General features: G+C 43.2%; 22 protein-coding genes. 11 read left to right on the plus strand and 11 right to left on the minus strand.

The features are described 5' to 3' along the window. Positions 1 to 85: 85 nt before the first annotated feature. From IM322_RS11185 to IM322_RS11205, 5 genes are all read right to left on the minus strand, one after another. Positions 86 to 823: a hypothetical protein gene (locus tag IM322_RS11185; RefSeq protein WP_287672846.1), complete on the minus strand. Its 738-nt coding sequence runs from the start codon at positions 821 to 823 to the stop codon at positions 86 to 88. 90 nt (positions 824 to 913) lie between these two features. Then, positions 914 to 1645: a hypothetical protein gene (locus IM322_RS11190; protein ID WP_287672848.1), complete on the minus strand. Its 732-nt coding sequence runs from the start codon at positions 1643 to 1645 to the stop codon at positions 914 to 916. A 90-nt stretch (positions 1646 to 1735) separates the two neighbouring features. After that, positions 1736 to 2572 carry a PEP-CTERM sorting domain-containing protein gene (locus IM322_RS11195; RefSeq protein WP_287672850.1) on the minus strand — a complete coding sequence of 279 codons (837 nt, stop codon included), beginning with the start codon at positions 2570 to 2572 and terminating at the stop codon, positions 1736 to 1738. Positions 2573 to 2656: 84 nt separating this feature from the next. Next, complete coding sequence (locus tag IM322_RS11200; RefSeq protein WP_287672852.1) at positions 2657 to 3235, minus strand: DUF1822 family protein; 579 nt, start codon at positions 3233 to 3235, stop codon at positions 2657 to 2659. Between the two features lie 23 nt (positions 3236 to 3258). Next, positions 3259 to 4197, minus strand: a complete 939-nt coding sequence (locus tag IM322_RS11205; protein WP_287713211.1) for a hypothetical protein — start codon at positions 4195 to 4197, stop codon at positions 3259 to 3261. Positions 4198 to 4525: 328 nt separating this feature from the next. Here IM322_RS11205 and IM322_RS11210 point away from each other — a divergent pair, with 328 nt between their 5' ends. From IM322_RS11210 to IM322_RS11220, 3 genes are all read left to right on the plus strand, one after another. Beyond that, positions 4526 to 5821 (plus strand): M16 family metallopeptidase, encoded by a 1296-nt coding sequence (locus tag IM322_RS11210; RefSeq protein ID WP_287672855.1) that lies wholly within the window; start codon positions 4526 to 4528, stop codon positions 5819 to 5821. A gap of 557 nt (positions 5822 to 6378) precedes the next feature. Continuing rightward, positions 6379 to 7239: a fructosamine kinase family protein gene (locus IM322_RS11215; RefSeq protein WP_287077053.1), complete on the plus strand. Its 861-nt coding sequence runs from the start codon at positions 6379 to 6381 to the stop codon at positions 7237 to 7239. A 35-nt stretch (positions 7240 to 7274) separates the two neighbouring features. Continuing rightward, positions 7275 to 7865, plus strand: coding sequence for a Uma2 family endonuclease (locus IM322_RS11220; protein WP_287674337.1), 591 nt, complete (start codon positions 7275 to 7277; stop codon positions 7863 to 7865). Here the strand turns inward: IM322_RS11220 and murG are convergent. Continuing rightward, complete coding sequence (gene murG / locus IM322_RS11225) at positions 7847 to 8920, minus strand: undecaprenyldiphospho-muramoylpentapeptide beta-N-acetylglucosaminyltransferase (protein WP_286825973.1); 1074 nt, start codon at positions 8918 to 8920, stop codon at positions 7847 to 7849. The two genes, IM322_RS11220 and murG, sit on opposite strands and share 19 nt — an antisense overlap. An 81-nt stretch (positions 8921 to 9001) precedes the next feature. Between murG and IM322_RS11230 the strand changes: the two genes are divergently transcribed. Continuing rightward, positions 9002 to 9808 carry a DUF8623 domain-containing protein gene (locus tag IM322_RS11230; RefSeq protein WP_286825974.1) on the plus strand — a complete coding sequence of 269 codons (807 nt, stop codon included), beginning with the start codon at positions 9002 to 9004 and terminating at the stop codon, positions 9806 to 9808. A gap of 259 nt (positions 9809 to 10067) precedes the next feature. On the opposite strand, the gene IM322_RS11235 is transcribed toward IM322_RS11230, so the two are convergent. The 3 genes from IM322_RS11235 to psb32 all read right to left on the minus strand — a co-directional run bounded on the left by IM322_RS11235 (position 10068) and on the right by psb32 (position 12537). Next, positions 10068 to 10886 carry a transglutaminase-like domain-containing protein gene (locus IM322_RS11235; protein ID WP_287674333.1) on the minus strand — a complete coding sequence of 273 codons (819 nt, stop codon included), beginning with the start codon at positions 10884 to 10886 and terminating at the stop codon, positions 10068 to 10070. 223 nt (positions 10887 to 11109) lie between these two features. Continuing rightward, positions 11110 to 11709, minus strand: coding sequence for a hypothetical protein (locus IM322_RS11240; RefSeq protein WP_287674330.1), 600 nt, complete (start codon positions 11707 to 11709; stop codon positions 11110 to 11112). A gap of 144 nt (positions 11710 to 11853) precedes the next feature. After that, a complete protein-coding gene (psb32, locus tag IM322_RS11245; RefSeq protein WP_286825977.1) occupies positions 11854 to 12537 on the minus strand; it encodes a photosystem II repair protein Psb32 in 684 nt (227 codons plus the stop codon). Between the two features lie 191 nt (positions 12538 to 12728). On the opposite strand from psb32, the gene IM322_RS11250 reads away from it, so the two are divergent. The 7 genes from IM322_RS11250 (at position 12729) to mutS (ending at position 22884) form a co-directional block, all read left to right on the plus strand. Further along, on the plus strand, positions 12729 to 14738 hold the full coding sequence (locus tag IM322_RS11250; RefSeq protein ID WP_287674326.1) for an ATP-binding protein: 2010 nt from the start codon (positions 12729 to 12731) through the stop codon (positions 14736 to 14738). A gap of 74 nt (positions 14739 to 14812) precedes the next feature. Next, positions 14813 to 15274: a hypothetical protein gene (locus IM322_RS11255; protein ID WP_286825979.1), complete on the plus strand. Its 462-nt coding sequence runs from the start codon at positions 14813 to 14815 to the stop codon at positions 15272 to 15274. After that, on the plus strand, positions 15271 to 15912 hold the full coding sequence (locus IM322_RS11260; protein ID WP_286825980.1) for a hypothetical protein: 642 nt from the start codon (positions 15271 to 15273) through the stop codon (positions 15910 to 15912). Before IM322_RS11255 ends, IM322_RS11260 begins: the two co-directional genes overlap by 4 nt. A 58-nt stretch (positions 15913 to 15970) precedes the next feature. Next, positions 15971 to 17935, plus strand: coding sequence for a single-stranded-DNA-specific exonuclease RecJ (gene recJ, locus IM322_RS11265; protein WP_287674323.1), 1965 nt, complete (start codon positions 15971 to 15973; stop codon positions 17933 to 17935). Positions 17936 to 18175: 240 nt separating this feature from the next. Then, complete coding sequence (gene proB / locus IM322_RS11270; RefSeq protein ID WP_287713213.1) at positions 18176 to 19303, plus strand: glutamate 5-kinase; 1128 nt, start codon at positions 18176 to 18178, stop codon at positions 19301 to 19303. 182 nt (positions 19304 to 19485) lie between these two features. Then, entirely contained in the window at positions 19486 to 19995 is a 510-nt protein-coding gene (apcB, locus tag IM322_RS11275; protein ID WP_502863377.1) for an allophycocyanin subunit beta, read from the plus strand. Between the two features lie 240 nt (positions 19996 to 20235). Then, positions 20236 to 22884: a DNA mismatch repair protein MutS gene (gene mutS, locus IM322_RS11280; protein ID WP_287674317.1), complete on the plus strand. Its 2649-nt coding sequence runs from the start codon at positions 20236 to 20238 to the stop codon at positions 22882 to 22884. Between the two features lie 321 nt (positions 22885 to 23205). Here mutS and IM322_RS11285 read toward each other — a convergent pair whose 3' ends face one another. Further along, positions 23206 to 23703 carry a 2TM domain-containing protein gene (locus IM322_RS11285; protein ID WP_004266818.1) on the minus strand — a complete coding sequence of 166 codons (498 nt, stop codon included), beginning with the start codon at positions 23701 to 23703 and terminating at the stop codon, positions 23206 to 23208. Between the two features lie 61 nt (positions 23704 to 23764). Next, on the minus strand, positions 23765 to 25102 hold the full coding sequence (gene trmFO / locus IM322_RS11290; RefSeq protein ID WP_287674315.1) for an FADH(2)-oxidizing methylenetetrahydrofolate--tRNA-(uracil(54)-C(5))-methyltransferase TrmFO: 1338 nt from the start codon (positions 25100 to 25102) through the stop codon (positions 23765 to 23767). Positions 25103 to 25479: the final 377 nt, after the last annotated feature.

Consider the following 25479-nt stretch of genomic DNA (forward strand, 5'->3'; position numbering starts at 1 on the left):
CATTGGCTTTCATCCTCCTGTACTTCGACAATTGACGGATTATGCAGTAGGATAGACTCGTTTATCCTACTGCAATTAATCTTGGTTAGCTGTCTGTTGTTTGAGAGTTATCTGTGGGTGACTTTGCTTTTTTTGATAGGATCCCTTTGATTTTTGTTGCGGCTAAAACTAACCCGAATAATTCCAGACCAAAGATATTAGAGGGTTCAGGGACAGAAATAGGTTTAGTAATTTTAGTCACAATTTTTAAATTATCAATCGCAAAAAGTCCATTGCCACCAAAGGAAGATATCTCAATACGAGATGCGGGATTATTTGTAATAATTCCAATAAATTTTGGTGACCCTCCTAACACTGTAGTTTGCTCAATTAGATTATTTGAAATGTCAAAAAGAGAGAGCTGTAAGCTATCATCACTACTACTATTGAACAACCCAACTCCGATAATATCATTAGAAGCATTATTTGGGTGGAATACTATATTTCCTTTTCCAGGTAAAGCACAAGCATCGTTATTAATTAGAAAATTTGGAGGGCTTACAAGGATTCCTCCACAAGTATTTGCAAGGCTATAGGGCTGAATACCATTATTCAGAGGATCAAATTTAATGCCCAAAGACGGAAGCTGAAATACTGAACCAGTAAAACTATCAAAGGTTTCAAGCGCAACAGTACCAACAGCAGATGCAGCCAAATCAAATGCGTTTTTATCGTTAAAAGTTGCAGCAAAAATAGATTTCGGAGTCAAAGCCTCACTGAAAACTAATAGTGTAGTGATAACCGTAGTAGTCATGCCTAATTTGCAAAAAAATTGACGATTCATGATGAATTTTCTCCTTGAATTTATTGTTTGGTAATCGAACTAAAGCAAGCGGCTCTTTAAGAAAGCTAAATCAAATTAATCTGGTTTAATTTAGCTGTCTGGTTCTTGGAGCTTATCTGTTGGTGACTTTGTTTTTTTTGATAGGACACTTTTCACCTTTGTTGCGGCTAGACCTAATCCGAATAATCCTAGACCAAAGATGTTAGAAGGTTCAGGAATGCTTTTGGGAGGCTGCGGTTCTGACACAGTTTGGATTTCAAGTTCAGCATAATCAATAGCAATACCATCAGGTCTCGTACCTCCAAAACTATTCAATCGAATAGCGGCATTGCCATCTCCCAAAAGAGAAAAGAATGTAGAATTGAGATTAAAAACTGTGACGTTAACAGGAATTAGAGTAAAAGCATTACCATCTGGGGTAAAAACATTATCAAAAGCACCTGATACTTCAACATCATCAATGAATAATCTATCGTCATATGGAAGTCCTCCAAGCCCATCTCCTGCACCGTTATCTTCTATATCTAAAGAAACTATCTTTAAAATGGCAGAAGTAATTGATGCACTTGCTGGAAATGAATAAGTATGCAACCATTGAAATGTTTTAGATGTGAAAAGGTCAAAATCTTGATCGGTTGCTTCATGTACAATATTAGCTACAGCTAAAGTATTGCAAGTATTAGAGCCTGTTCCAAAGCAATCTTTGTCTCCTGCAATGCTTGTAATTGTGATGGCTTGAGAGGTAGCTATGCTACTGAGAGATAACAGTGTAGTGACAGCCGTAGTAGTCATGCCCAATTTGCAAAAAAACTGATGATTCATGATGAATTTTCTCCTTGAATTTATTGTTTGGTAATCGAACTAAAGCAAGCGGCTCTTTAAGAAAGCTAAACCAAATTAATCTGGTTTAATTTAGCTGTCTGGTTCTTGGGGGTTATCTGTTGGTGACTTTGTTTTTTTTGATAGGACACCTTTTACTTTTGTTGCGGCTAAACCTAGTCCGAGTAAACCTAAACCCAAGATATTAGAAGGTTCTGGAACGCTTTTGGGAGGCTGAGCGACTGAGCCTATTGCAAGATGATCAAATTCAAGTACGTCATTATTAGAGATACTATTGGTAATATTCTCAAATCCTATAGATGTAACTAATTCTCCAGGTTCTGCATCAATACGCAAGTAAGCATTGCGACCAAAACTGCTGGGAATCCAGTTGACTCCACCTAAGCTTTCAATTGTGCTTGTTATTGCCGTACCATTGACAAACAATCGATGATTTGTTCTGGCAACATCGCCAGGTATAAGTGGCGGAGGATTTAAGGACTGAAAACCTGAAAGTCCAATTCCTACAGATGTAACACCAGTGCTAAAATTGAAAGTTGTGAGTTTGGCACAGGCTAGACAAACCGCTAGGCTTTTATTGATGTTATCAGGAATATTAGTCAAGGTATGATTACCATCCCAAGTAGCGGCTAAGGGAACGCTAAGATTAGGCAAAGTCGTAAAAGTGGTATTCGGAATATCGCCAGATAAATTGATACTTAAACCAGGAATTAGAGTGGTATCCTCAAAATCTTCAATTGTATATCCTGTTATGCCTACATTTTGATTGAGGATTGTCGGGTTAGATGAGAATGCAGTAGGTGGAAAAAATGTAATGCTTACTGCTTGAGCAGAATTTATTCCGATGAAGGATAATAGCGCAGCACCAGTAACCGTTGTAACTGATGCGTGAAAAATTAGATGATTCATGATGAATTTTCTCCTTAATTTGATTACTTCAAAACTTTGACAATCAAGCTGTAATAGATTACTCTTCAAAAAACTCAGCCCAAATTAAATTTGAGATTTTAATTGTGGAGGACTGATTTTCTCCAGATATGCTGGCAAATCATCCAGAGAAAGCAATGTCAAAAGACTTAACTTAGTTTCATTGACTTTCTCCAAAAAACCCAACACCTTTCCCTCAGACATCTCAGCATCAATCTCCACAAAAACATAACCAATTCTGTCCGATAAAACCTCCTCAGAAATCTCGATAAAATCCTCACCCGGCATCACAGGACAACATTCAACTTTTCCCTTATCCCTCACCACCAAATCCGCTACAGCTAAACGAGATCGCATGATGGGATTCCAACTATCACTCGCTTCCAAATCTGTGGCAATACCCAAAGACCGTAAGCAACAGTTGACCGCATACACAGCCAAAGTATTGAGATACACTTGTTCTGCTAGAGCAAAATCAGAATGTTGTTGACAAAAGTAATCCGCGATTTCATGGGCTTCCCCTCCTAGAGCAATCAAAAATACAGAACTATGATTAATTCCTGTAGGCATTATCTTGATTTCCCCCCATCGGAAGCTTAAATTTTCCACAAGAATCCCTGCAAACTCAGCCAGTGAGTTTTTCAAAAGCTATTCACCTCCTTAAAAAATTACAAATAAGACAGAATTTCCTGTCCGATTAAAGGCGCAACCGTCTTCATCTGGCGCGAGAAAAAATTCTTCACCACCGCCACCGTCAAACTAAAAGAATCCGCAATCTCCTGCCAAGATCGCGCCTCCAATCGTGCCCTCAAAATTGCCTTCAAAGTCGCCTTCGGGCAATTATGGACATGATGGCGAGACAACAACTCCGGATCAGACTCAATATACTCAGCGATCAACTCCGACAAACAAAGCTGTTCCTCTGGCTGAGCCAAATTCTCAAAGACAACAGACTCACCGCTCACCTGCTGTAGAGGCGATACCGATAAAGTTGCCCTTGCCAGATCCAGAAAAACGCGATCGCCCAAAACCCGATTAGCCTTTCTTAGCCCAGATAACCGACAGAGAACCGCCAACCAGACAAAGCTTTGCACATTAATCGCGATCCCTTTAACCTGCAACGTTAACCAGAATCCCAGCCCAACCTTACCGACTTGACTACTCATTGCCGTCAGTTGGTACTTGCGACGAATCAGTTGCTGCTTCTGCGCCCTGACCAGCGGGTCAAGGGTTTCGGTATATGCCTCCCGCAACAGAATATCCAGGCGATAGTTGACCCAATCCAGAAAATTGCCCCGGTCAGGATCGAACTGGTCGAGGTGGAAAGCAACCCAACATAACGTTCGATTAACCGCATCCTCATAGACCTCTACCGAATAATGACCTCGACCCCGTAGCCGACCCGATAATCGCAGAGCATCAAGTAACCGAGCGATCGCGGCTTGCTGTTGCAAACCCACTGTCCTAGAATAGGAACGCGCTTGCATGGCGAGGTATTGCAGCTCATCATCATCGGTTTGCTTCAGGGAAGTTCCCCGATGGCGATGGGAGGCCATGGAATTCAAACGAACTTCAGAAGAGGAGAAACAGGGTTGGGTTAACGGCATAGATGATGTTCTCAACTGCTTTCATAAAAGAAATCACCTCAAACTCCTGCGAACGTCTCAAGTTGTTACAAAACTTTATATTTTAGAAATTTAATTGACGGTCAACCCCCTGATTGACTAAAGCGATTTCTTGGAATGAATATCCCGGCAGCCTCCATTAACGGTGCGTTCACTGGCGCTAGCGACACCCTACCTCGATCAATTTTGCTACATTCTGAATTTGGAATTGCTGGCCAACACCTGATCTTGTTGGCTCTGTGAAAGTCTGGGACTACAATAGAGAAAAGTGACAATTTTTGCCAGAGTGATCACCGAGGACTAATAAAGAATGACGGCTATCCTAGGGAAACCTGCCACGCTCAACACTCCGATTCTGCACCGTCTTGCCAATGGTTTAACGATTATTGCCGAAAGTCAACCGGTAGAAGCGGTTAATCTCAATGTTTGGCTGCAGGTCGGCTCGGCCTTAGAATCGGATCAGATCAATGGGATGGCTCATTTTCTCGAACACATGGTTTTTAAGGGAACCCGTAACTTAGACAGTGGTGAATTTGAACGGGCGATCGAATCGAGGGGAGCGGTGACTAATGCCGCTACTAGCCAAGAATACACCCATTATTACATTACCACTGCCCCGCAGGACTTCGCCCATCTGGCCCCGCTCCAGCTAGAAGTGGTTTTAGAAGCTTTAATTCCCGATGAAGCTTTTGAGCGGGAAAGACAGGTTATTTTAGAAGAAATTCGTCGTTCTCAGGATAATCCCCGTCGTCGCACTTTTTATCGCACCATGGAGACTTGTTTTCAAGTTTTACCCTATCGTCGTCCGGTGTTGGGGCCGACGGAAGTGATTGAAAATCTTACTCCTCAACAAATGCGCGATTTTCATCGGACTTGGTATCGTCCCGAATGGATGACGGTGGCGGTGGTGGGTAATTTGCCTGTAGATGATTTAATGGCTATTGTGAGGGATTCTCTAGATGCTTTAGGCATTAAGGGCAATTCTGGGCTGATTTCCCATCCTATCGCTAATCTACAGCCCGAAGCTCCTTTTAACCAGATTATCCGTCAAGAATACGAGGATGAAAATTTGCAGCAGGCCCGCTTAATCCTATTTTGGAAAGTGCCGGGGTTGAGAGACTTAGAAAAAACCTATCCTCTCGATGTTTTAGCGGCTATTCTCGGTCAGGGCAAGGTATCGCGATTATTTCAGTCTCTGCGCCAAGAAAAGGGCTTAGTTTCCCAAATAACTGCCAGTAATATGTCCCAAGCAGTGCAAGGGGTGTTTTCCGTGTCGGCCCAATTAGCCTCGGAAAATATCGAGCAAGTGGAGACAGAGATATTAGCACAGATTGAACAAATTCAACAGGAAGCTGTGACAGTTTCTGAACTGGAAAGAGTCAAAACCCAAGTGGCCAATCGGTTTATTTTTAGCAACGAAAGACCGAGCGATCGAGCCAACCTTTACGGTTATTATCATACTCAGATCGGTGATTTACAACCGGCTTTTTGTTATCCCCAACACATTGAAGCTCTCACTTTAGAGGACATTCAAAATGCCTCTCAAGAGTATTTAAATCCCAAAGCTTACGGTGTGGTTGTGGTGAGACCAATCAGTAATCAGTAATCAGTAATCAGTAATCAGTAATCAGTAATCAGTAATCAGTAATCAGGGATAAAGATGAAGATAAATAAATAACTAATTAGGGTCTGCTGAAAAAGTTTTTCGGTGGGGGTTGGGGGTTGGGGGTTGGGGTGTGGGGTTTTACCCATTTTCAGGTGGTCAATTACCTAATTTTCAGGGAAAAAGTCGCGGAATTTTCCCCCCAATCACTCCAAGGGTCGGCACTTTTTGAGGGAAAAAAAGTCTAAAAACCTTGTTGGATAAGGTTTTTAGATTTATTCAGCAAACCCTAATTAACTTAAAACTTACATCTGATAACTGATAACTTATAGCATTTCTGATTCACGAGAGGTACATTATCAATCCTGAAAAGCTTAATCAACAAAGGTTAAGCTGTGCCTCACAGATGCGAGAAACGGTATAAATAAATAACTAACTAAATAACTAATTAACTTAAAACTTACATCTGATAACTTACATCTGATAACTGATAACTTACATCTGATAACTTACATCTGATAACTGATAACTGATAACTGATAACTGATAACTGATAACCTATGTGGACTCAAATTGCTCGACATATTACCCAAACCACGGAAAAACCTTTTGAAATTGAGAAAAGTCGTCCCGTTAGTGGTGGCTGTATCAATCAGGGTTATGCCGTCACTGGCAATGGTTTAATTTATTTCGTTAAGATTAACCAAGCGAACCAAGAGGCCATGTTTGCTGCCGAAGCTTTAGGATTAAAGCAAATTCACGCTACCAAGACTATCAGGGTTCCGGAGCCAATTTGTTGGGGAATTGCCGAGAAATCTAGTTATTTAGTGCTAGAGTGGCTAGAATTCGGCGGTGGCAATAGTCAAAGCTGGGAAAAAATGGGGCGAAATTTAGCTCGTTTACATCAAGTTTCCCTGTCCGATCGCTTTGGTTGGCAGTGTAATAATACCATTGGTTCTACTCCCCAGATTAATACCGTTAGTAACAGTTGGGCGGATTTTTTCGCTCATCAGCGTATTGGCTATCAATTAAGACTTGCGAAGGAGCGCGGCGGCAATTTTCCCGACGAGGATCAAGTTATTCCCGCTATTAGCGAGATTTTGAGTCAGCATCAACCCCATCCCTCCCTCGTGCATGGTGATTTGTGGTCGGGAAATGCGGCCATTACCGTCGATGGGGAACCGGTAATTTTAGACCCTGCCACCTATTGGGGAGACCGGGAGGTGGATTTAGCCATGACGGAACTTTTTGGCGGTTTTCCCGCGGCTTTTTATCGGGGTTATAACGATGTTTTCCCCCTCGATGGCGGTTATCAACAGCGCAAAACTCTTTACAATCTCTACCACATTCTCAATCACTTTAATTTATTTGGTGGTGGTTACGCTTCCCAGGCCAATCGGATGTTACAGGAAATTCTTTAAGGGTTTTACTTGTGAATCTTTGCTGAGGATAAATTATGTCTATTCGAGAAAATACTGTGATGAAAACTCCAGCGACAAAAGTATGTAACGATGCAGAGTTTATGGCGTTACCCGACGATGGTAATCGTTACGAATTGGTCAAGGGAGAGTTAACTAATATGGGTAATTCTGGGGCTTTACACGGTTATATTGCCATTCTTTTAAGTGCTGCTTTATTCGGTTTAGTAACATCTCGAAAACTAGGTGTATTATTGGACTCCAGCACTGCTTTTACTATGAAAAATGGCAATAAACGTTCTCCCGATATAGCTTTTTTTGCCAAGGAACGTCTGCAAGGATTGGAAGAATTGCCGACGGGTTTTCTAGAAGGTGCGCCAGATTTAGTGGTAGAAATTCTCTCTTTGGGCAGTACAATCGCAGAAATCGAGGACAAAATTGCCGAATATTTTGCCAATGGTACTCGTTTGCTCTGGGTTATCAGTCCGGGTCAACACTATGTCTTAGTTTATCGTTCTGGGTACGAACCGCAGCGATTATTAACATCAGGAGATTTTCTGGAGGGGGAAGAGGTGGTTCCGGGGTTCACTTTTCCGGTGGCCGACTTGTTTCACAAACTATCTTTTTGACTCTTTCTTCTCAACAAATCGGCTAATAAATCGGCGCTATCACTAATGGCTAGATGGGAAGCTTGTTGAGCCATGGCGGCCAATTTTTCGGGATTAGACCATAAATCGAGGACTAATTCGCTTAAAAACTGAGCAGTTAACTCATTTTGACGATAAAGATAAGCGGCTTGAGCTTCAGCGAAAACTTTGGCATTGTAGAACTGATGGTCTTCGGCAGCAAAAGGATAGGGAATTAAAATCGAAGGCGTACAAGTGATCGCTAATTCTGTTAAAGTGCCGGCTCCAGAGCGACTGATAGCCAGATTAGCTCTTTGCCATAATCCCGCCATATTGTCGTAAAAAGGCCGGGAAAAATAGTTAGAATGGCGCAAACTATCCGCTTCGGGGTCGTTTTCTCCCGTGAGATGCACGATATAAATTCCTTTTTCTAACCATTGGGGAGCGCTTTGCCGGACAATTTGATTAAGAGCCACGGCCCCTTGAGAACCACCGGCAACGACAATCAAAAAAGCAGTCTCTGGAATCGGTAAATCTAGGGACTGGGGAATGAGAAACTGCTCTCGTACTGGTGTACTAACCCAAGTGGTGCGAGTGCCGGGTAAATAGCTGGCGGTTCCCTGAAAACCGAGGGCGACCGTATCGCACCAGCGACCGAGAACTTTCGTGACTTTGCCCGGTATGTAGTTAGATTCGTGTAGGATGACGGGAATATTGGCTAAACGAGCCGCTAAAATGGTCGGGCCTGCGATATAACCCCCGGTGGTAAAAACTGCCGCTATCTGACGTTTTTTGATTAAACTACGCACTTGCCAAATGGCCCGCAGTTGACTGAACAGAATCTTGAGAGTTTTTAACCCCAAACGGGTTTGAAATCCCTCAATGGGAATGGTGTGCAGGGGATAGGTTTTTGGAACTAAGGACTGTTCGAGACGGTCTGGAACTCCTAACCATTCAATCTCGTAATCCGGCAAGCGCTCGGCCAGGGCCAAAGCGGGAAATAAATGACCACCAGTACCACTAGCGGCAATCAATAGACGGGTTGGAGTGCGTGCCATAATTCGAGAGAGGGGAAATTCAGCCCTAGAATGAAATAATCTACCATAGTTATTGATCGATCCTTACACAAACTATCACTAATGCGTAACTTGAACACAATCCCCGATAAATTTTTTCGTCAATCCCTCAATTTTTCCCTATCGTTGCTGTTAGGTTTGGGGTTAACTTTCACCCTCGCTACCGGCCTGCGAGCCGAAAAGCCAGAAACTGCTCCGGCTAATTTAAAAACGCTTATCTCCAAAATCGAAACGGCGGCTAACGAGCGAGATATCAAGCAATTAATGGAGTTTTATAGTCCGAAATTTACTAATTCCGATGGCTTGACCTACGAAAAAACTAAAAAGGTTTTAACTCATTTTTGGGAACGTTATAACAATCTAAAATACACCACGACTCTCGAATCTTGGAGTCGTTCCGGTGATAAGTTAACGGCCAATACAATTACTAAAATTACTGGGACGGGAAAGGTGCAGGGACGAGTGGTGGGAATGAATGCTACGATTCGTTCTCGTCAACAATTTCAAGGCAATAAACTTGTTTATCAGGAGATTTTAAGCGAGAGAGTCGAGTTAAGCACCGGCAAAAATCCCCCCAGTGTTCAAGTGAGAATTCCCGAAAGGGTGAAAGTGGGTCAAGAATTTGATTTTGATGTGATTATCCGCGAACCTTTAGGGGATGATTTATTGGCCGGAACGGCGATCGATGAGAAAGTAGATATTGAGCGTTATATTAATACAAAGCCTCTAGAATTGGAATTATTACAGTCCGGCGGTTTATTTAAGCGGGTAAAAGCCCCGGCAACACCGGAAAATCGTTGGTTATCGGCGATTTTAATTCAAGGAGATGGGATTGTTGTCGTTACTCAACGGGTTAAGGTAGAAAAATAAATTTTATCTAAGTAGGGTTTGCTGAAAAAGCTTGTTGGTGGGGTGTAGGGTTTTATTCCCCCCGTTCACTCCAATGACTGGCACTTTCAGGCAATTTAATCCTTATTTTTGCCGTTTTTGAACCCTCAAAAATTAATTATGCAAGAGGTTTAATATAGCGTTTCCTGTTCACAAGAGATACATTATCGATCCTAAAAAGCTTAATCAGCAAAGGTTCAAGTGTAACTCACAGATGCGAGAACCGCTATAAATACTCTGATTAACCATAGAGGTGGGAAACATCGCTCGTCCATACTTTAAATTTTGTTAAATTTACTTGACCAAAAGACGTTGTTAGGGAAGCATCGACGGCATCTAAGCCGCGAGCCATTAAAATCCGCCCGATTCTGGGGGTGTTATGACGAGCATCAAAGGTGTACCATTGATGGTCTAAATAAACTTCAAACCAAGCACTAAAATCCATCGGTAGAGGTTGGGGAGAAATACCGATATCTCCGAGATATCCAGAGGCATAACGGGCGGGAATATTTAAGCAACGGCAAAAAGTCAAAGCTAGATGGTTAAAATCGCGACAAACCCCCGTTCTTTCCCGATAGACATCATAGGCGGTTTTCGTCACCCGCGCGTATTCGTAACCAAAACGAATGTGACTATGAACCCAATCACAAACCGCTTGTACCCTTGCCCAACCGGGGGGAGTTTGTCCGAAAAGTTCCCAGGCAATTTCCGAAAGCAAATCTACTTCACAATAACGGCTACTCATTAGGTAGGGAAAAACTTGGGTTGGTAACTCTGCTAAAGGAATTTCTTGGGCATTCCAATTAACGATATCGGGTTCCCATTCATTCTCGATAACTGCTTCATTGTGAATGCGTATCTGTCCGTCGGGTAAAATTAGACGACTGGTTCGATTACCGAAGCTATCTAAAAATTCTTCTATTTTTGTTGCCGGTTCCACCTGCAAATTTTCCGATTGTCTAACTTGATCTAAAATTGAGGGGTGTAGATAAAGTTTTAACAACATGACCACGGGTAAGGGGGCATCAAAGCCAAATTCATAACCAACACGGATTAACATTAGGACTCCTATCTAGATAGTAATTTTGTCGGGATTTGTCGGGATGAAACGCAAATAATCGCCAGACTGAAAAAAGTTATGCCCGACTACTTGGTTAAAAGTTTGAGGAGAAAGTAATAGCCAAGCTGAAACCCGATAAGCTTTGTACAGAGTTACTTTTATTATAAACCGCCTCAACTAAAAGCTTTGTAACTTTGAAGACAAGCCATCGGGAGGATTCGCTCTATCGAAAAGAGTCGGGGGTGGATGGTTCCTCTAAGAGACGGATTTCAATGGGGATGTAGGCCAGTTTAGCAAAAATCTTTTGTTGATAACTGACGGGCCACCATTCGTAAAGAAAAATTTCTAAAGGTCGCCAGAGGGCCACCCAACCACTAATTAATAATCCTTCTTCTAAGAAGTGAATAAATGTATCGGTGCCGAAACGACTAATTAATTCGCTGAGACTCAAACAAACAAAAAGAAAGGAGAGACCAATTAGCAAAGATATGCGTCCCTGTCGCCAAATTGTGCGTAATTTTCTTTGTTCTCCCTGTTGGCGATAGTCAAAATAATTATGTAAAGCTGAGGGTAACAGATGTCGGGCGGTATTCTGTTCGTTACTGGGAAGATAAAAGACTAATTTAAGGGGGGTATTTAGGTGGAATTCATCCACAGAGTTAATAATATAGTTTTCGGCGTTATCGTCTAAATCTCTATCTAAGAATGGCGAAGGATCGAGAGAATTAAAGACTTGCTGTAACTGATTAAGTTTAATTTCAATTAAGTAAGTTCCTTCCTCCTCTCGATAATAGGATTGTAATTTATTTACCAGTTTAGACATTAGTTATTAATGTTAAGCAAATGGGGTGAACTGACACAACTAAAATCTACTACTAGAAGTTACTTCATCTTGCTCATACAGGCTGAGAATTGAGCTATCTGTGAGAACATTTTAGCTGTATCAGTCCCAGATCATTAATTTAATTTATCGACCAAAACCAGCGTACCAAAAATAGGTGGCCATCGGGATTACTGTGGCTAAAACCAGTAAAACTATCACCCAAATTGTGGCGCTTTTATCGTCAGTTTCTTCTGCGGTAGTAAAGGTACTTTCGATATTAATTGTCGCTACTTCCGGCGGTCCGGGATCTGCTTCTCCAGAAAGTACCGCCGTTAGACGACGACTAGCATCGAGTAAAGCTTGATTATATTTTCCCCCATCTTTGAGGGGAACTGCCATAGTTTCCGAGAGGATACTATCAGCAATAGCATCGGTTAATAGGGGTTTTGCTTCCTCCCCAACCCGCATAGCAGTTTTATTGGTTAAAGTATCAAGAACGATGATAGTTTGATTGGCACGATCTTCGGGGTTAGGATACCATTCTCTCAGGATATCATCGGCTAAATTGTCAATTTTTTGACCGTAATCCAAGCGCCGGACTACCACCATTCTCACTTCCTGGCCGGTTTTTTCGGCGAGGTTTTTCAGATCTTTATTTAATTTTCCTTCGTTAGCGGCACTAATGGCCGAAACGGGATCGACCACATAAGTGGGCGCTCCGGAGCTTAAAATAGGGAGGTCATAGACTCCCATGGCAGCAGCCGGTGATAGGGAAACACCCAAGGCTACACAGCAGGAGAGAAGGAGAGAAGCTAATAATTTGAGCATATTGATTCGGTAAAATTCCTATAGAACATAATAGGGGAAAAGTTTCCTGTTTTTTGAGTCGGGAAACGGGAGACGGGGTGATGGGGAGTATTTTCAGTGAACAGTGAACAGTAATCAGTGAACTGAAAACCCACATCTGATAACTGATAACTCACATCTGATAACTGATAACTGATAACTGATAACTGATTATGAGTGATTTTGAGGAACTAGAGTCTAAAAAACGGGAAAAAGCCCTAGAAATGCAGGCACATCGCGATAATTTGCTCTCGCGGGTGACAAGATTACTAATTTCTCAAGATATCCACTTGGCGATCGATCATACCCTAGAACTGCTCTGCCAATTTACCCAGAGTGCGCGCTGTTACATTATTCAATATTCCACCTGTCGTCAGCAGTGGAGTATGGTTTATGAATGCTGTCACCCCAACTATCCGCAAGTTATCCCGATTCGGGAAGAATCACAAAATCTCTCGACGGAAACCTTTCCCTGGTTTTCTGAACAATTATTAAACGGTATTCCAGTTAAACTGAACTCTTTAGACGATTTACCCGCTACTGCTATCCCTGAAAGAACTATTCTCGCTCATAGTTCTACTCCCTGTCTCTTAATCGTTCCCATGTGGGATAGTTGTGGGGTAACGGTGGGTTATCTGGGATTGGATGCAAGTGCAGAAAAGCAATGGACGAAGGAAGATGTCACCTTTGTCCGGTTGGTGGGAGAATTAATTGCGATCGCACAAAGTAGATATGAAGCGGAAAAAGGATTAAAAGAGGCTAAAGAAGCGGCAGTTAAGGCAAATAAAGCTAAAAGTGAGTTTCTAGCTAACATGAGCCACGAATTACGCACTCCTCTTAATGCTATCTTGGGTTTTACTCGCTTAATATCCCGGGATAGCAGCGTCAGCAGTGAATATCGGCAATATTTGGAAATTGTCAATCGTAGCGGAGAACATTTATTAGAGTTAATCAACGATATTCTAGAAATGTCGAAGATAGAAGCGGGAAGAACGGTTTTTAATCCTAGTAATTTTGATTTATACGCTCTTTTAGATAATATTGCCGAAATGCTACGCTCACAAGCGCAGGCAAAAGCTTTAAGCTTAATTTTTGATCGCAGCTCCGATCTGCCTCAATATATATGTACTGATGAAAGTAAATTGCGACAGGTGTTAATCAATCTCTTGGGTAACGGATTGAAGTTTACTGAGTCGGGAGGGGTAACTCTCCGGGTAAAATTAGGGGAGAAAAGAGAAGATTATCAGCGATTGGTCTGGGAAATTGAAGATACAGGCGCAGGAATCGCTCCAGAGGAGATTTATAAGCTATTTCAACCCTTTAACCAAACGGAAACGGGACGAAAATCCCAACAGGGGACAGGATTGGGTTTACCTATCAGTAAAAAATTTGTTGAGTTGATGGGAGGTGCGATCGGAGTTAGTAGTATTCTGGGTCAAGGAAGTATTTTTAGTTTTGATATTCAGGTGGGTTTGGTGGGAGAAAATGAGATTAAAACCGAAACCAATAGGGCAAAAGTTATCGCTTTAGCCGAAAATCAGCCTAAATATCGCATATTAGTCGTCGATGATCGACCAGAAAGCCGTTTGCTGTTGCTGAAACTCCTGGCTACCCTAGGATTATCCGTGCAAGAGGCCGCTAATGGTCAAGAAGCGATCGCAATTTGGCAAGCATGGCAACCTCATCTTATCTGGATGGATATGAGAATGCCAGTGAAAGACGGTTACGAAGCAACTAGGGAAATTCGGCAGTTAGAGGCTGATAATCGCGGAAAAACGGTGATAATTGCCCTAACTGCCAGCGCTTTTGAAGAGGATCGCGCCTTGGTTATTGCCGCCGGTTGTGATGATTTCGTGCGTAAACCTTTCCGAGAGGAAGTTATCTGGCAAAAAATGAGCGAATATCTAGGATTAAAATATATTTATGCCGATAATGAGCCAAATCAACCCAATTATTCGCCAGTTTTCCTCGATTCCCTGCAATCGCTATTAAAATTAATCAGTCCCGTCTGGATTAGACAATTGCAACAAGCAGCGCGAGAATGTGATGATGAAAAAATTATCGCCCTAACCGCAGAAATTCCCGCCGATTATGCTATCCTTGCCCAAGGTTTACAACAGTTAGCCGGAGAATTTTCCTTTGATGCGATCGAAACCATAATTAGAGATTTAAACATATCTTAAGAGAGTATTTTATCTATATCTCAAAAACGTGATATTCTAAAGGCATAAATCCCTAAATATGGCAATTTTAAAAGATGAAACTGTTAAAAATGCTCATCGGCACTTGGTTAATACTGCCGATTTTTTCTGTTCAAGCTCAAGTCCCCTCGCTTCCCCCAATTAAGCAAAATTCCCCCAATCTTGGTGATCTACCCAATGATCCCACCCAACAGAAAAATTGGCTTTGTAACCGAGGAGATCAACGCATTGCTGTGGCTGCCAAAGAAGAGAAAGGTTGGAAAGAATTAATTGAAAAACAAGGTTGGCAATGTGGTGAAGGAAATACCGATATACCCGATCAAACTCTCGGCTTTTCCTGTGAACCAGAACAAACCCTCGGCCTCTTGACAGTTTACTGGTTAAATGGTAGTAATGGTCAACAACAATTAAGCCAATGGCGAGATAAATTAGCAGCACAACAGGGGATGGTTTGTACCATCAATAACGTGCGGTTATTCGATACCCAAGAAAATATACCCAATCCATTACAACCATGATTAAATTAGCAGTTTTACCTCAATCTATCCTCCTAGGTATCAGTTTACTATTCAATAATTCTCTGCCCTTACTTGCCCAATCTACACCCCTGAGCGTGGATAATTTAAGAAACACCGTCTATAATATTCCCAATCGGGGTTCCGTAATTGTCAGCGATGGTATTTTTCAATCCAATGAGGGACAGATTTTAGGAGTGCAAGTCAGTCGAGAAGCTTTGATGGGGGACTATAATAATGATCAAAGGACTGATGGGATTGCCGTGTTAAGAGTGATTACCAGAGATCAACAGCAATTACATTATTTAGCCCTAGTGATTGATAATAACGGTACTGCCACTAACACCGATACTGTCCTGTTAGCAGATCGAGTAATTGTCGATAATCTGAGTGCCAAAGATGGTATGATCACCGTCAACATGAGAAGATTTCTCCCCCGGGATCCTTCCTGTTGTCCGTCGGGAGTTATCACCCAACAATTTGCGATTAATCCTAGTATTAATCAATTGACTTTACTGAGTACCAACGAAAGTCAACCCACCACCCCAAATGTGCAGGTAGTACCCGCTTCTCCCCTGAGAATTAATAATAATAATCTCCCCTTTCAACCTCCTGCTGGGGCCATCCAAATCCGCTTTTAACCTTGTTTTTGGTGCGTTACGCTGCCCTAACGCACCCTACCTTTTTACTTAACAAAAAATGGCCTACAAATATCCCATCCAACGCTGGTATATTGCCGCAGCTAATCCCGAAAAAATCGAGGGGTTAGCGCGAGAAATGGGACTATCATCGTTATTAGCAACTATCTTAATTAATCGCGGTATTGATACCCCAGAAATAGCTAAAACTTATATAGATCCTGAAGTGGATAGCTTACCCTCTCCCCTGGGAGAATTTCCCGATTTAGAAAAAAGTGTCAATTTATTAGTAAAAGCGATCGCTAGAGGCGATAAAATCGCTATCTGTGGGGACTACGATGCCGATGGCATGACCAGTACATCTTTACTATTGAGAGCCTTGAGACATCTCGGTGCGGACGTGAATCATGCAATTCCCAGTCGCATGAAAGAGGGATACGGAATTAATCAGCGCATTGTCGAAGAATTTGCCGAATCGGGAGTCGGATTGATTCTCACCGTTGATAATGGTATTTCCGCTCACGAACCGATCGCCCTAGCGATAGAATTAGGATTAAAAGTTATTATCACCGATCATCACGATCTGCCGCCAATTTTACCAAATGCCTCCGCTATTCTCAACCCAAAATTATTAACTCCGAACTCTCCCTATCAGGGATTAGCGGGGGTGGGAGTCGCCTATATTTTAGCGGTGACAACTGCCCAAAAAATGGGTAAATTACAGGGATTAACCGAGTCATTATTAGCATTATTTACCCTAGGCACTATAGCAGATTTAGCCCCATTAATCGGGGTAAATCGTCGCTGGTTAAAACGGGGTTTAAGAAAATTACCCAAATCGCAATTAGTCGGGATTCAATCCCTCATGCAAATAGCGGGAATTAGCGAGGAACAAAAGCAATTACAACCGGATGATATTGGCTTTAAATTGGGACCGAGAATTAATGCAATTGGCAGAATTGGCGATCCCCAGATAGTTATTGAATTATTAACCACCGATGATGCGGGAATTGCCTTAGAAAGAGCGATGCAGTGCGAACAAATTAATCGTACCCGTCAAGAATTGTGCGAAAAAATTGAAGAAGAAGCGATTAAATTAGTCGAAAAAACGCCGATTCTTTGGCAACAAGATCGAGTTTTAGTGTTAGTCGAAAAAGATTGGCATCATGGGGTGATTGGTATTGTGGCCTCCCGTCTAGTGGAACGCTACGGAGTGCCAGTTTTTATCGGTACTTACGAGGAAGAAGATACGGGTAAAATTCGCGGTTCTGCCAGAGGAATTGAAGAATTTCACGTTTTTGAAGCCCTGCAATTTTGCCAAGATTTACTAGGAAAATTTGGCGGTCATAAAATGGCGGGGGGTTTTAGTTTACCCACAGCTAATTTACTAGCATTTAAACAAAGATTAAGTCAATTTTCTCACAAAATTTTACAAATAGAACAATTAAAACCTTTAATTAAAATTGATACTATCATTGACTTTAAACAAATTACTCTCGAACTTTTTCAACAAATTGATAGTTTGCAACCCTGGGGAATTGGCAATGAATTACCCGTTTTTTGGACTCCTAACGTGCGAGTAGTAGAACAGAAAACTATCGGAAAAAATCATTTAAAATTATTACTAGCTCAAACCGATGATACCAGAATTAAGGCATTAGCTTGGCGTTGGGGCGAATATTGTCCTTTGCCAAATCGTTTAGATGTTGCCTATAAACTAAAAGAAAATACTTGGAACGGCAATACAACTATAGAAATTGAATTAGTGGGAGTGCGATTACCCCAAGAAAATAATAATATTAAAAAAGCAATTTTTATGCACGCCGAAAAAATGTATCAATGTAGTTTTTGGGGTGATTTAAACGAGATTCGCATCAAAAATGAACAGGGCGATATTTTAGTCGTGCAGAAAGGGCAGCGAATTGGTTTATTAGGCAAAAATCGGCAACAAGCTAGAGAAGTCAACGTGACTGAACCCCGTTTTTATACTTTAATTAAAGTTGCCATCAAAGCTTTGGCTATCTAGGTCTGGCTGAATAAACCTAATACCAAATCCGTTTTTAATAGTGTGATTAACTCTCAAGTTATAAATTGTTTCTCCCTGCTCCCCACACGGGAGCATCTCACCTTTGTAACTCCTAAATTAAGTTTTATGTCAAGCTATTTTGAAAGCCTTGCCAAAAGTCAGTTTTAGCGACAAGCATAATTACTCACTTGCATAAATGAGATGCTCCCCCCCACACCCCACACCCCACACCCTTTGACGATGCACCAAACCATAGTGATCAAAATCGGTACTTCCAGTTTGACCGATAATGAAACCGGCCAATTATCCCTCTCCACGATCGCCGCTTTAGTGGAAGTCCTCACCCGGTTGCGCGCTGCCGGTCATCGGGTGGTCTTAGTATCTTCCGGTGCTGTGGGAGTGGGCTGCCGTCGTCTGGGAATACAGGAAAGACCGAAAAAAATCGCCCTTAAACAAGCGATCGCCGCCGTCGGTCAAGGTCGTCTGATGCGGATCTATGATGACCTCTTTACCAGTCTTGGTCAACCGATCGCCCAAATTCTCCTAACTCGTCCCGAATTAATGGAACGCACCTGTTATGTCAACGCCTATAATACTTTTCAGGCTTTGTTTGAATTAGGGGTGATTGCCATTGTCAACGAAAATGACACCGTGGCGATCGATGAGTTAAAATTCGGCGATAATGACACTTTATCAGCCCTTGTCGCCAGTTTAATCGAGGCTGACTGGTTATTTATCCTCACCGATGTGGATCGCCTCTACAGTGCCGATCCGCGGCTATTTCCCGAAGCGGCGGCCATTGCCCGAGTTAGTCCCGCGGAATTAGCGCAACTATCGATCGATGCCGGTAGTAGTGGCAGTCAGTGGGGGACCGGGGGTATGGCGACTAAATTGGCAGCGGCCCGGATTGCCACCAGCGCCGGGGTAGAAATGGCGATTACTAGGGGACGGCAGCCCAGCAATATCTTAAAAATTATGGCAGGAGAGGCGATTGGAACCCGTTTTGAAGCCCAAAAACGCAGTGATAACGCCCGCAAACGCTGGATCGCCTACGGACTAATGCCCATGGGTAAAATCTATCTCGATGCTGGGGCAATTCAAGCCATTTGTCAGGGGGGAAAATCTCTCCTAGCGGCCGGGATTACCAAAGTGGCAGGGGAATTTAGCGCCTCCGAATCGGTGCAATTGTGCGATCAAGAAGGCCGGGAATTGGCTAGGGGAATTGTTAATTATAGTAGTGAGGAGATCGATCGAGTTAAAGGTCAACATTCCGAGCGTATTGCCAGTTTATTAGGTTATATGGCCGCAGAAACCATTATTCATCGGGATAATCTCGTCGTTTTGAGTGCCTCGTCAAATAAGGGATAATTCCGCCACTCAGAGCAAGTCCACCCAATGCCTTAAATGTAAAGAAATGTCTCAAAAAAACAACAAATTGTTAGACAAGCAAGAGAGTTAGACTAGGGATGTCCCCCGAAGTTCAACCCTGTGAGATTATAAATAAAGCGAAACTCAAAAATGTCTTTATTGCTGTTGGGAGAAACTTAATAATGCGAGACGCGGTAACTAGCCTGATTAGAAAATACGATGTCACCGGACGTTATCTCGATCGAGATGCGATCGATAATCTTAAACAATATTTCACCTCGGGAACTGCCCGTCTAGCTGCCGCCGCCCTAATTAACGCTAATTCGGCGGCGCTCGTGCGTGGGGCGGCGATTCGTCTATTTGAAGAAGTTCCCGAATTGATCCGCGCTGGGGGTAATGCCTACACCACCCGTCGTTATTCTGCCTGTCTGCGGGATATGGATTACTATCTCCGCTATGCCAGTTATGCCCTAGTAGCTGCTGATACTAATGTTCTAGATGAGCGGGTACTGCAAGGACTGCGGGAAACCTATAATTCCCTCGGTGTTCCCATCGGTCCGACGGTGCGCGGTATCCAAATCATGAGCGAAATGATTCAAACCATGGCTCTTGATGCGGGTATTGCCGACACCTCTTTGATCGCTGAACCCTTTGATCATCTCACCCGCGAATTAAGCGAAGTGTCTATCTAATTCAGTTGTCAGTTATCGCTTATCAGTTTTGTCCGTTCAATTTTTGATTGAACGAACCTGCGTCAGTCCCCACTCTCAGCCTAGGGGAGTGGGGAAGGTACAGGAAGGGGAACCATTAAGTGGTTCTCCTCGTGCGGAAGTATGAGGCAACCGCCATCGACGAAGAAGCGTCAGAAACTTCCCACTCAGCCAAGCGGTGGGGAACAGTTGATTAAAACATTGTCCAGCTTTCTTTGACCCATGACTCTCCCCTCGGATTTTCCCCTAGAACCACCGGCTACCAATAAAGATCCCCATCGTGATTATCGCGGACTCGATCGCAGTAAACTCACCCCCATGTATCAGCATTATGTGGAGGTAAAAGAAACCTATCCCAATGCCCTTTTACTCTATCGTGTGGGCGATTTTTTCGAGTGTTTCTTTCAGGATGCGGTGATTATCTCCAGAGAATTAGAATTAGTTCTCACCAGCAAGGAAGGGGGTAAAGGTATTGGGAGAGTCGCCATGACCGGGGTTCCCCACCACGCCCTAGAGCGCTATAGTCGTTTATTGGTGGAAAAAGGCTATGCGGTGGCGATTTGTGACCAAGTAGAGGATTCGACGGAAGCAGCCGCCGAAAAACGGCTAGTAGAACGCGCTATCACCAAACTGCTCACCCCCGGAACCCTCACCGATGAGGGAATGTTAAACGCAAAAAAGAATAATTTTCTGGCCGCAGTGGTGATTACCGGAGAAAATTGGGGATTAGCCTATGCAGATATCTCCACCGGAGAATTCTACACCACCCAAGCCAGCGATTTAACGGCTTTAAGCCTAGAATTAAGCCGTTTACAGCCCTCGGAAATCCTTTTTCCCATCAATGCCCCCGATTTAAACCGTATTTTGCGCCCCGGAGAAAAATCCGACCATCTCCCCCCCTGTTTACCCGATAGTTTTTGTTATTCTCTCCGTCCCCAAACTATCTTTACTCTCACAGAAGCGAAAAATCGTCTCCTAATCACCTATAAAATGCGTTCCCTAGAGGGGATGGGCTGCGAACATTTACCCCTCGCTATTCGCGCTGCCGGAGGCCTATTAGAATACATTGAAGATACCCAAAAAGCCAATCAAGTCCCCCTACAACCTTTAAAAACCTACTCTATCTCGGAATTTTTGATTTTAGATGGCCAAACCCGTCGCAACCTTGAAATTACCCAAACGGTGCGCGATGGTAGCTTCTATGGTTCTCTATTATGGGCGATTGATCGCACTTGTACGGCCATGGGTAGTCGCGCTTTACGTCGTTGGTTACTGCAACCTCTCTTAGATTCTCGTGGTATTCGCGCCCGTCAAGATACTATCCAAGAGTTAAAGGATAATCCCTCCTTGCGCCAAGATATTCGGCAAAAATTAAGGGAAATCTACGATATAGAACGTTTAAGCGGTCGTGTTGGCGCAGGAACAGCTAATGCCCGCGATTTACTTTCCCTAGCGGCATCTTTAGTCAAATTAGCCGATTTAGCGGCTTTGGTCGCCTTAGGAAATTCGCCTTATTTGAAAGCTTTACAGCAAATTCCCGCCGATTTAGAAAAATTAGGCCAGCAGGTAATCGCGCATCTGGTGGAATCTCCTCCGCTGCATCTGAAGGAAGGGGGGGTGATTCGCGAGGGAATTGATGCCCAATTGGATGCCCTGCGGCGCGACTATCAGGAAGTAATCGATTGGTTTAAGAATCTAGAGACGACAGAAAAAGAAAGAACGGGTATTAGTAATCTTAAGGTTAATTATAACAAAACTTTCGGTTATTATATCAGTTTACCCCGCAGTAAAGCCGATTTCGCCCCAAAAGATTATGTGCGTAAGCAAACTTTAGTCAATGAGGAACGTTATATCACCACCGAGTTAAAGGAGAAAGAAAATATAATTCTGACGGCAGTAGATGAATTAAATAAGTTAGAATACGAGATTTTTAGCGATTTACGCCGTCAAGTGGCCGAATTTTCCCCAGAAATCCGGGAAGTAGCCACAAAAGTCGCCGCTTTGGATGTGTTGGCCGGATTGGCAGAAATCGCCGTTTATCAGGGATATTGTCGCCCGGAAATCGCGGATGGTCGTCTTATCGATATTAAGGATGGTCGTCATCCCGTGGTGGAACAATCGCTTGGGGCCGGCTTTTTTGTGCCGAATTCGATTAATTTGGGCAATCAGGAGGGTTTAGAATACCCCGACTTGATTATTCTCACCGGTCCCAATGCTAGTGGCAAAAGTTGTTATCTGCGACAGGTGGGATTAATTCAATTGTTGGCCCAAACCGGTAGTTTTGTCCCGGCAAAGTCGGCCAAAATCTCTATCTGCGATCGCATTTTCACCCGGGTGGGGGCTGTAGATGACCTCGCTACCGGCCAATCCACCTTTATGGTGGAAATGAACGAAACTGCCAATATTCTCAATCACGCCACGGAGAGATCATTAGTATTATTAGACGAAATTGGCCGGGGGACAGCCACTTTTGACGGTTTATCCATAGCTTGGTCTGTAGCGGAGTATTTAGCCACGGTACTGCAATCGCGGACGATTTTCGCCACCCACTACCACGAACTGAACGAATTAGCCTCAATCTTAGAGAATGTGGCAAATTATCAGGTAACGGTCAAGGAATTACCCCATGAGATAGTATTTTTGCACCAAGTACGACCGGGAGGCGCGGATAAATCCTACGGTATCGAAGCGGGGAGATTAGCCGGTTTACCAGCTTCTGTGATCGATCGTGCCATGCAGGTGATGGGTCAAATCGAAAAACATAGTAAAATTGCTATCGGTTTGCGTCAGGGAATTAAGAAAATTAAACCGGTTAAGTCAGATAATTCCCCATCTCTCCAGCAGTTAGATATTTTTGATGACAGTAAGTAGGGTTTGCGGCAAAAAGTTTTTCCTAGGGACAGGGTGTGGGGTGTGGGGTGTAGGGTGTAGGGTTTTACTGATTTGTGTCTGTGTGGTTGACGAAAAGGAAAAATGGTGCATCTCACATTTGCAGAAACACCGACAATCAGCAATTATCAGTGACTCTTAAACTGGGACAAATATATGAACAACCGCGTGTAAGCATCTCACCGAAAAACTAATGCGCGGGGGTTCTACCCCCCAAAAGCTTGAATTGAGGGAAAAAATCGAAAGTAACGCCCGATTTTAGAAGATAGTTTTCCCTTTAAAAATCTTCCTTTTTCAACAATATTAAAACTGTAAAAACTTTTTAATTTGAGTCCAAAGATTGGTAAAAGATTCTTTCATTTCCTCTTTAATTTTCCAGCGTTTAAATGCTTCTTCATAGGCAATTCCTTGATTTTGAAAAGTTTTCCAAGCCGAGAGAGAAAGAGGTAAACCCATCAGCAAAAAGATATAAATTGCCCAAGAAATTGTTCCCGCACTAATTAAATTAATGGTAAGAAAAAAACTATTAATAATCAGATAGCGAACGGTTTTATGTTTTAGCTCCTCGCGACGAAAGCGATCGAATTCCTGCCGCTTATAACTGAGCATTTTTGACTCTTGCCAGTCCTTTTCCGCTGCTTCTAAGTCTTTAACTTCAATAGCTAAATCGTCGGCAATTTCTAACAACTGTTGACGGGTAATTTCTCCCTTATCCCCTTGACGGGAGATAGCCAAATAGAGAATTTCCTGCACATCCTCTTGACTGTAGGATTGGGGAGGGAAAAAATCGGGGTTTGGCATAGCGATAGAGAAAGAAATAGGTTCCTTCTCTATTATGGGCGATCGATTTAGCGATTGACAGTTAGACGAGACAGGGAGTTTTTAGCTGATTTAACCATGCTTCTAAATCCTGCAAAGAGCGATCGGCATATTGACCGTAACGTTCCCGTTTATTGCGGATTTTTTGGCTAAAATTCGGCAAAATGCCAAAATTTGGCGGCATCGGTTGAAAATGTTTCGGTTCGGCACTGCTGATAAACTCAAATAATGACCCCATCATCGTTGTGGTCGGCAATGTCACCGTTTCTAATCCTAAAACTAAACGAGCGGCATTAGTTCCCGCTAACCATCCCCCAGCAGCCGCAGCCGTATAGCCTTCCGTCCCGATTAACTGTCCTGCCGCTAATAGCGTCGGTCGCGATTTAAACTGGAGACTGGAGGATAATAACTGGGGAGAATTGATAAAGGTGTTTTTGTGCATCACCCCCATGCGGACAAATTCGGCCTTTTCTAACCCCGGAATCAGACGGAAAACTCGTGTTTGTTCACCCCATTTTAAATTAGTTTGAAATCCCACCATATTCCATAATTGCCCCGCTTTATCTTCCATTCGCAACTGTATAACTGCATAGGGACGTTGATCCGGATATCTGGGATCCGCTAATCCCACCGGTTTCAGGGGACCAAAACGCATGGTATCTTCTCCCCGACAGGCTAATTCTTCGATTGGTAGGCAAGCCTCGAAAAATTTGGCATTTTCTCGCTCAAAATCCTTTAATTCTGCCTGTTCTGCCTGTTTTAGTTCTTGCCAGAAATGCAGGTATTGTTCCCGATCCATGGGACAATTGAGATAGGCGGCCTCACCTTTATCGTAACGGGAGGCCAGAAAAGCGATCGATCGATCGATCGATTCCCCTAGAATAATCGGACTAGCGGCATCAAAAAAGCTCAGATAGTCCAGACCCGTGAAATTTTGCAGATCTGCGGCTAAAGCAGCACTGGTTAACGGTCCAGTGGTTAAAACGACGATACCATCCCGGGGAATTTCAGTGATCTCCTGACGTTTTAAGGTGATTAGAGGGTGGTTAGCCAAGATTTCCGTCAAATTTCGACTAAAGACCCCTCGATCGACCGCTAAAGCCCCTCCTGCGGGGACACTGTGCTGATCGGCCTGGGCAATAACTAGAGAATTTAAGCGTCGTAATTCTTCATGGAGTAACCCAGTGGCGCGATCCACCGCCATGGCACCAAAGGAGTTACTACAGACTAATTCGGCTAAAAATTGGCTATGGTGGGCGGGACTAGAGCGAATTGGGCGCATTTCGTACAGGATCACGGGAATACCTGCTTGGGCTATCTGCCACGCCGCCTCAGTCCCCGCTAATCCTCCACCAATTACATGAATAGGGCGATCGATCATAGTTGGGAGAAAATGGCTAGAGTAGGATTAAGCTAAACGGCTTTTACTTCGGATCACCGATATAGACTCCAAAAGGGTTATAGCTATTGGATCATGCAGGTTAAGCGCCGTTTAGCTTATTTTAGCGTCAGTTCCCAGTCACCAAAAAAATAGGCTGGGCTGACGGCGATCGCATGAAGATTTGGGCTGATCGCAAACTCAGGTTATCGAAAATTTGGGTTAAAACCCCGTCCTTTGAGGACGGCTTTAAGCTACAATGGAAAAAGCGATAACCAAGCTAAAAACTGAACCTTGACAACAGATAGTAGGGGGTTTCGTTCAGAAAAGACTTCAAATTCGGCCTTGAACGAGTAAAACTTTCTAGGAAATAAGGTTGA

The sequence above is a fragment of the Microcystis sp. M109S1 genome, from assembly GCF_020247025.1.
Lineage (GTDB): Bacteria > Cyanobacteriota > Cyanobacteriia > Cyanobacteriales > Microcystaceae > Microcystis.

Coding starts and splice junctions, on each gene's coding strand:
- IM322_RS11185 (WP_287672846.1), bottom strand. CDS start 823: ATGAATCGTCAATTTTTTTGCAAATTAGGCATGACTACTACGGTTATC.
- IM322_RS11190 (WP_287672848.1), bottom strand. CDS start 1,645: ATGAATCATCAGTTTTTTTGCAAATTGGGCATGACTACTACGGCTGTC.
- IM322_RS11195 (WP_287672850.1), bottom strand. CDS start 2,572: ATGAATCATCTAATTTTTCACGCATCAGTTACAACGGTTACTGGTGCT.
- IM322_RS11205 (WP_287713211.1), bottom strand. CDS start 4,197: ATGCCGTTAACCCAACCCTGTTTCTCCTCTTCTGAAGTTCGTTTGAAT.
- IM322_RS11210 (WP_287672855.1), top strand. CDS start 4,526: ATGACGGCTATCCTAGGGAAACCTGCCACGCTCAACACTCCGATTCTG.
- IM322_RS11215 (WP_287077053.1), top strand. CDS start 6,379: ATGTGGACTCAAATTGCTCGACATATTACCCAAACCACGGAAAAACCT.
- IM322_RS11220 (WP_287674337.1), top strand. CDS start 7,275: ATGTCTATTCGAGAAAATACTGTGATGAAAACTCCAGCGACAAAAGTA.
- murG (WP_286825973.1), bottom strand. CDS start 8,920: ATGGCACGCACTCCAACCCGTCTATTGATTGCCGCTAGTGGTACTGGT.
- IM322_RS11230 (WP_286825974.1), top strand. CDS start 9,002: ATGCGTAACTTGAACACAATCCCCGATAAATTTTTTCGTCAATCCCTC.
- IM322_RS11235 (WP_287674333.1), bottom strand. CDS start 10,886: ATGTTAATCCGTGTTGGTTATGAATTTGGCTTTGATGCCCCCTTACCC.
- IM322_RS11240 (WP_287674330.1), bottom strand. CDS start 11,709: ATGTCTAAACTGGTAAATAAATTACAATCCTATTATCGAGAGGAGGAA.
- psb32 (WP_286825977.1), bottom strand. CDS start 12,537: ATGCTCAAATTATTAGCTTCTCTCCTTCTCTCCTGCTGTGTAGCCTTG.
- IM322_RS11250 (WP_287674326.1), top strand. CDS start 12,729: ATGAGTGATTTTGAGGAACTAGAGTCTAAAAAACGGGAAAAAGCCCTA.
- IM322_RS11255 (WP_286825979.1), top strand. CDS start 14,813: ATGAAACTGTTAAAAATGCTCATCGGCACTTGGTTAATACTGCCGATT.
- IM322_RS11260 (WP_286825980.1), top strand. CDS start 15,271: ATGATTAAATTAGCAGTTTTACCTCAATCTATCCTCCTAGGTATCAGT.
- recJ (WP_287674323.1), top strand. CDS start 15,971: ATGGCCTACAAATATCCCATCCAACGCTGGTATATTGCCGCAGCTAAT.
- proB (WP_287713213.1), top strand. CDS start 18,176: ATGCACCAAACCATAGTGATCAAAATCGGTACTTCCAGTTTGACCGAT.
- apcB (WP_502863377.1), top strand. CDS start 19,486: ATGCGAGACGCGGTAACTAGCCTGATTAGAAAATACGATGTCACCGGA.
- mutS (WP_287674317.1), top strand. CDS start 20,236: ATGACTCTCCCCTCGGATTTTCCCCTAGAACCACCGGCTACCAATAAA.
- IM322_RS11285 (WP_004266818.1), bottom strand. CDS start 23,703: ATGCCAAACCCCGATTTTTTCCCTCCCCAATCCTACAGTCAAGAGGAT.
- trmFO (WP_287674315.1), bottom strand. CDS start 25,102: ATGATCGATCGCCCTATTCATGTAATTGGTGGAGGATTAGCGGGGACT.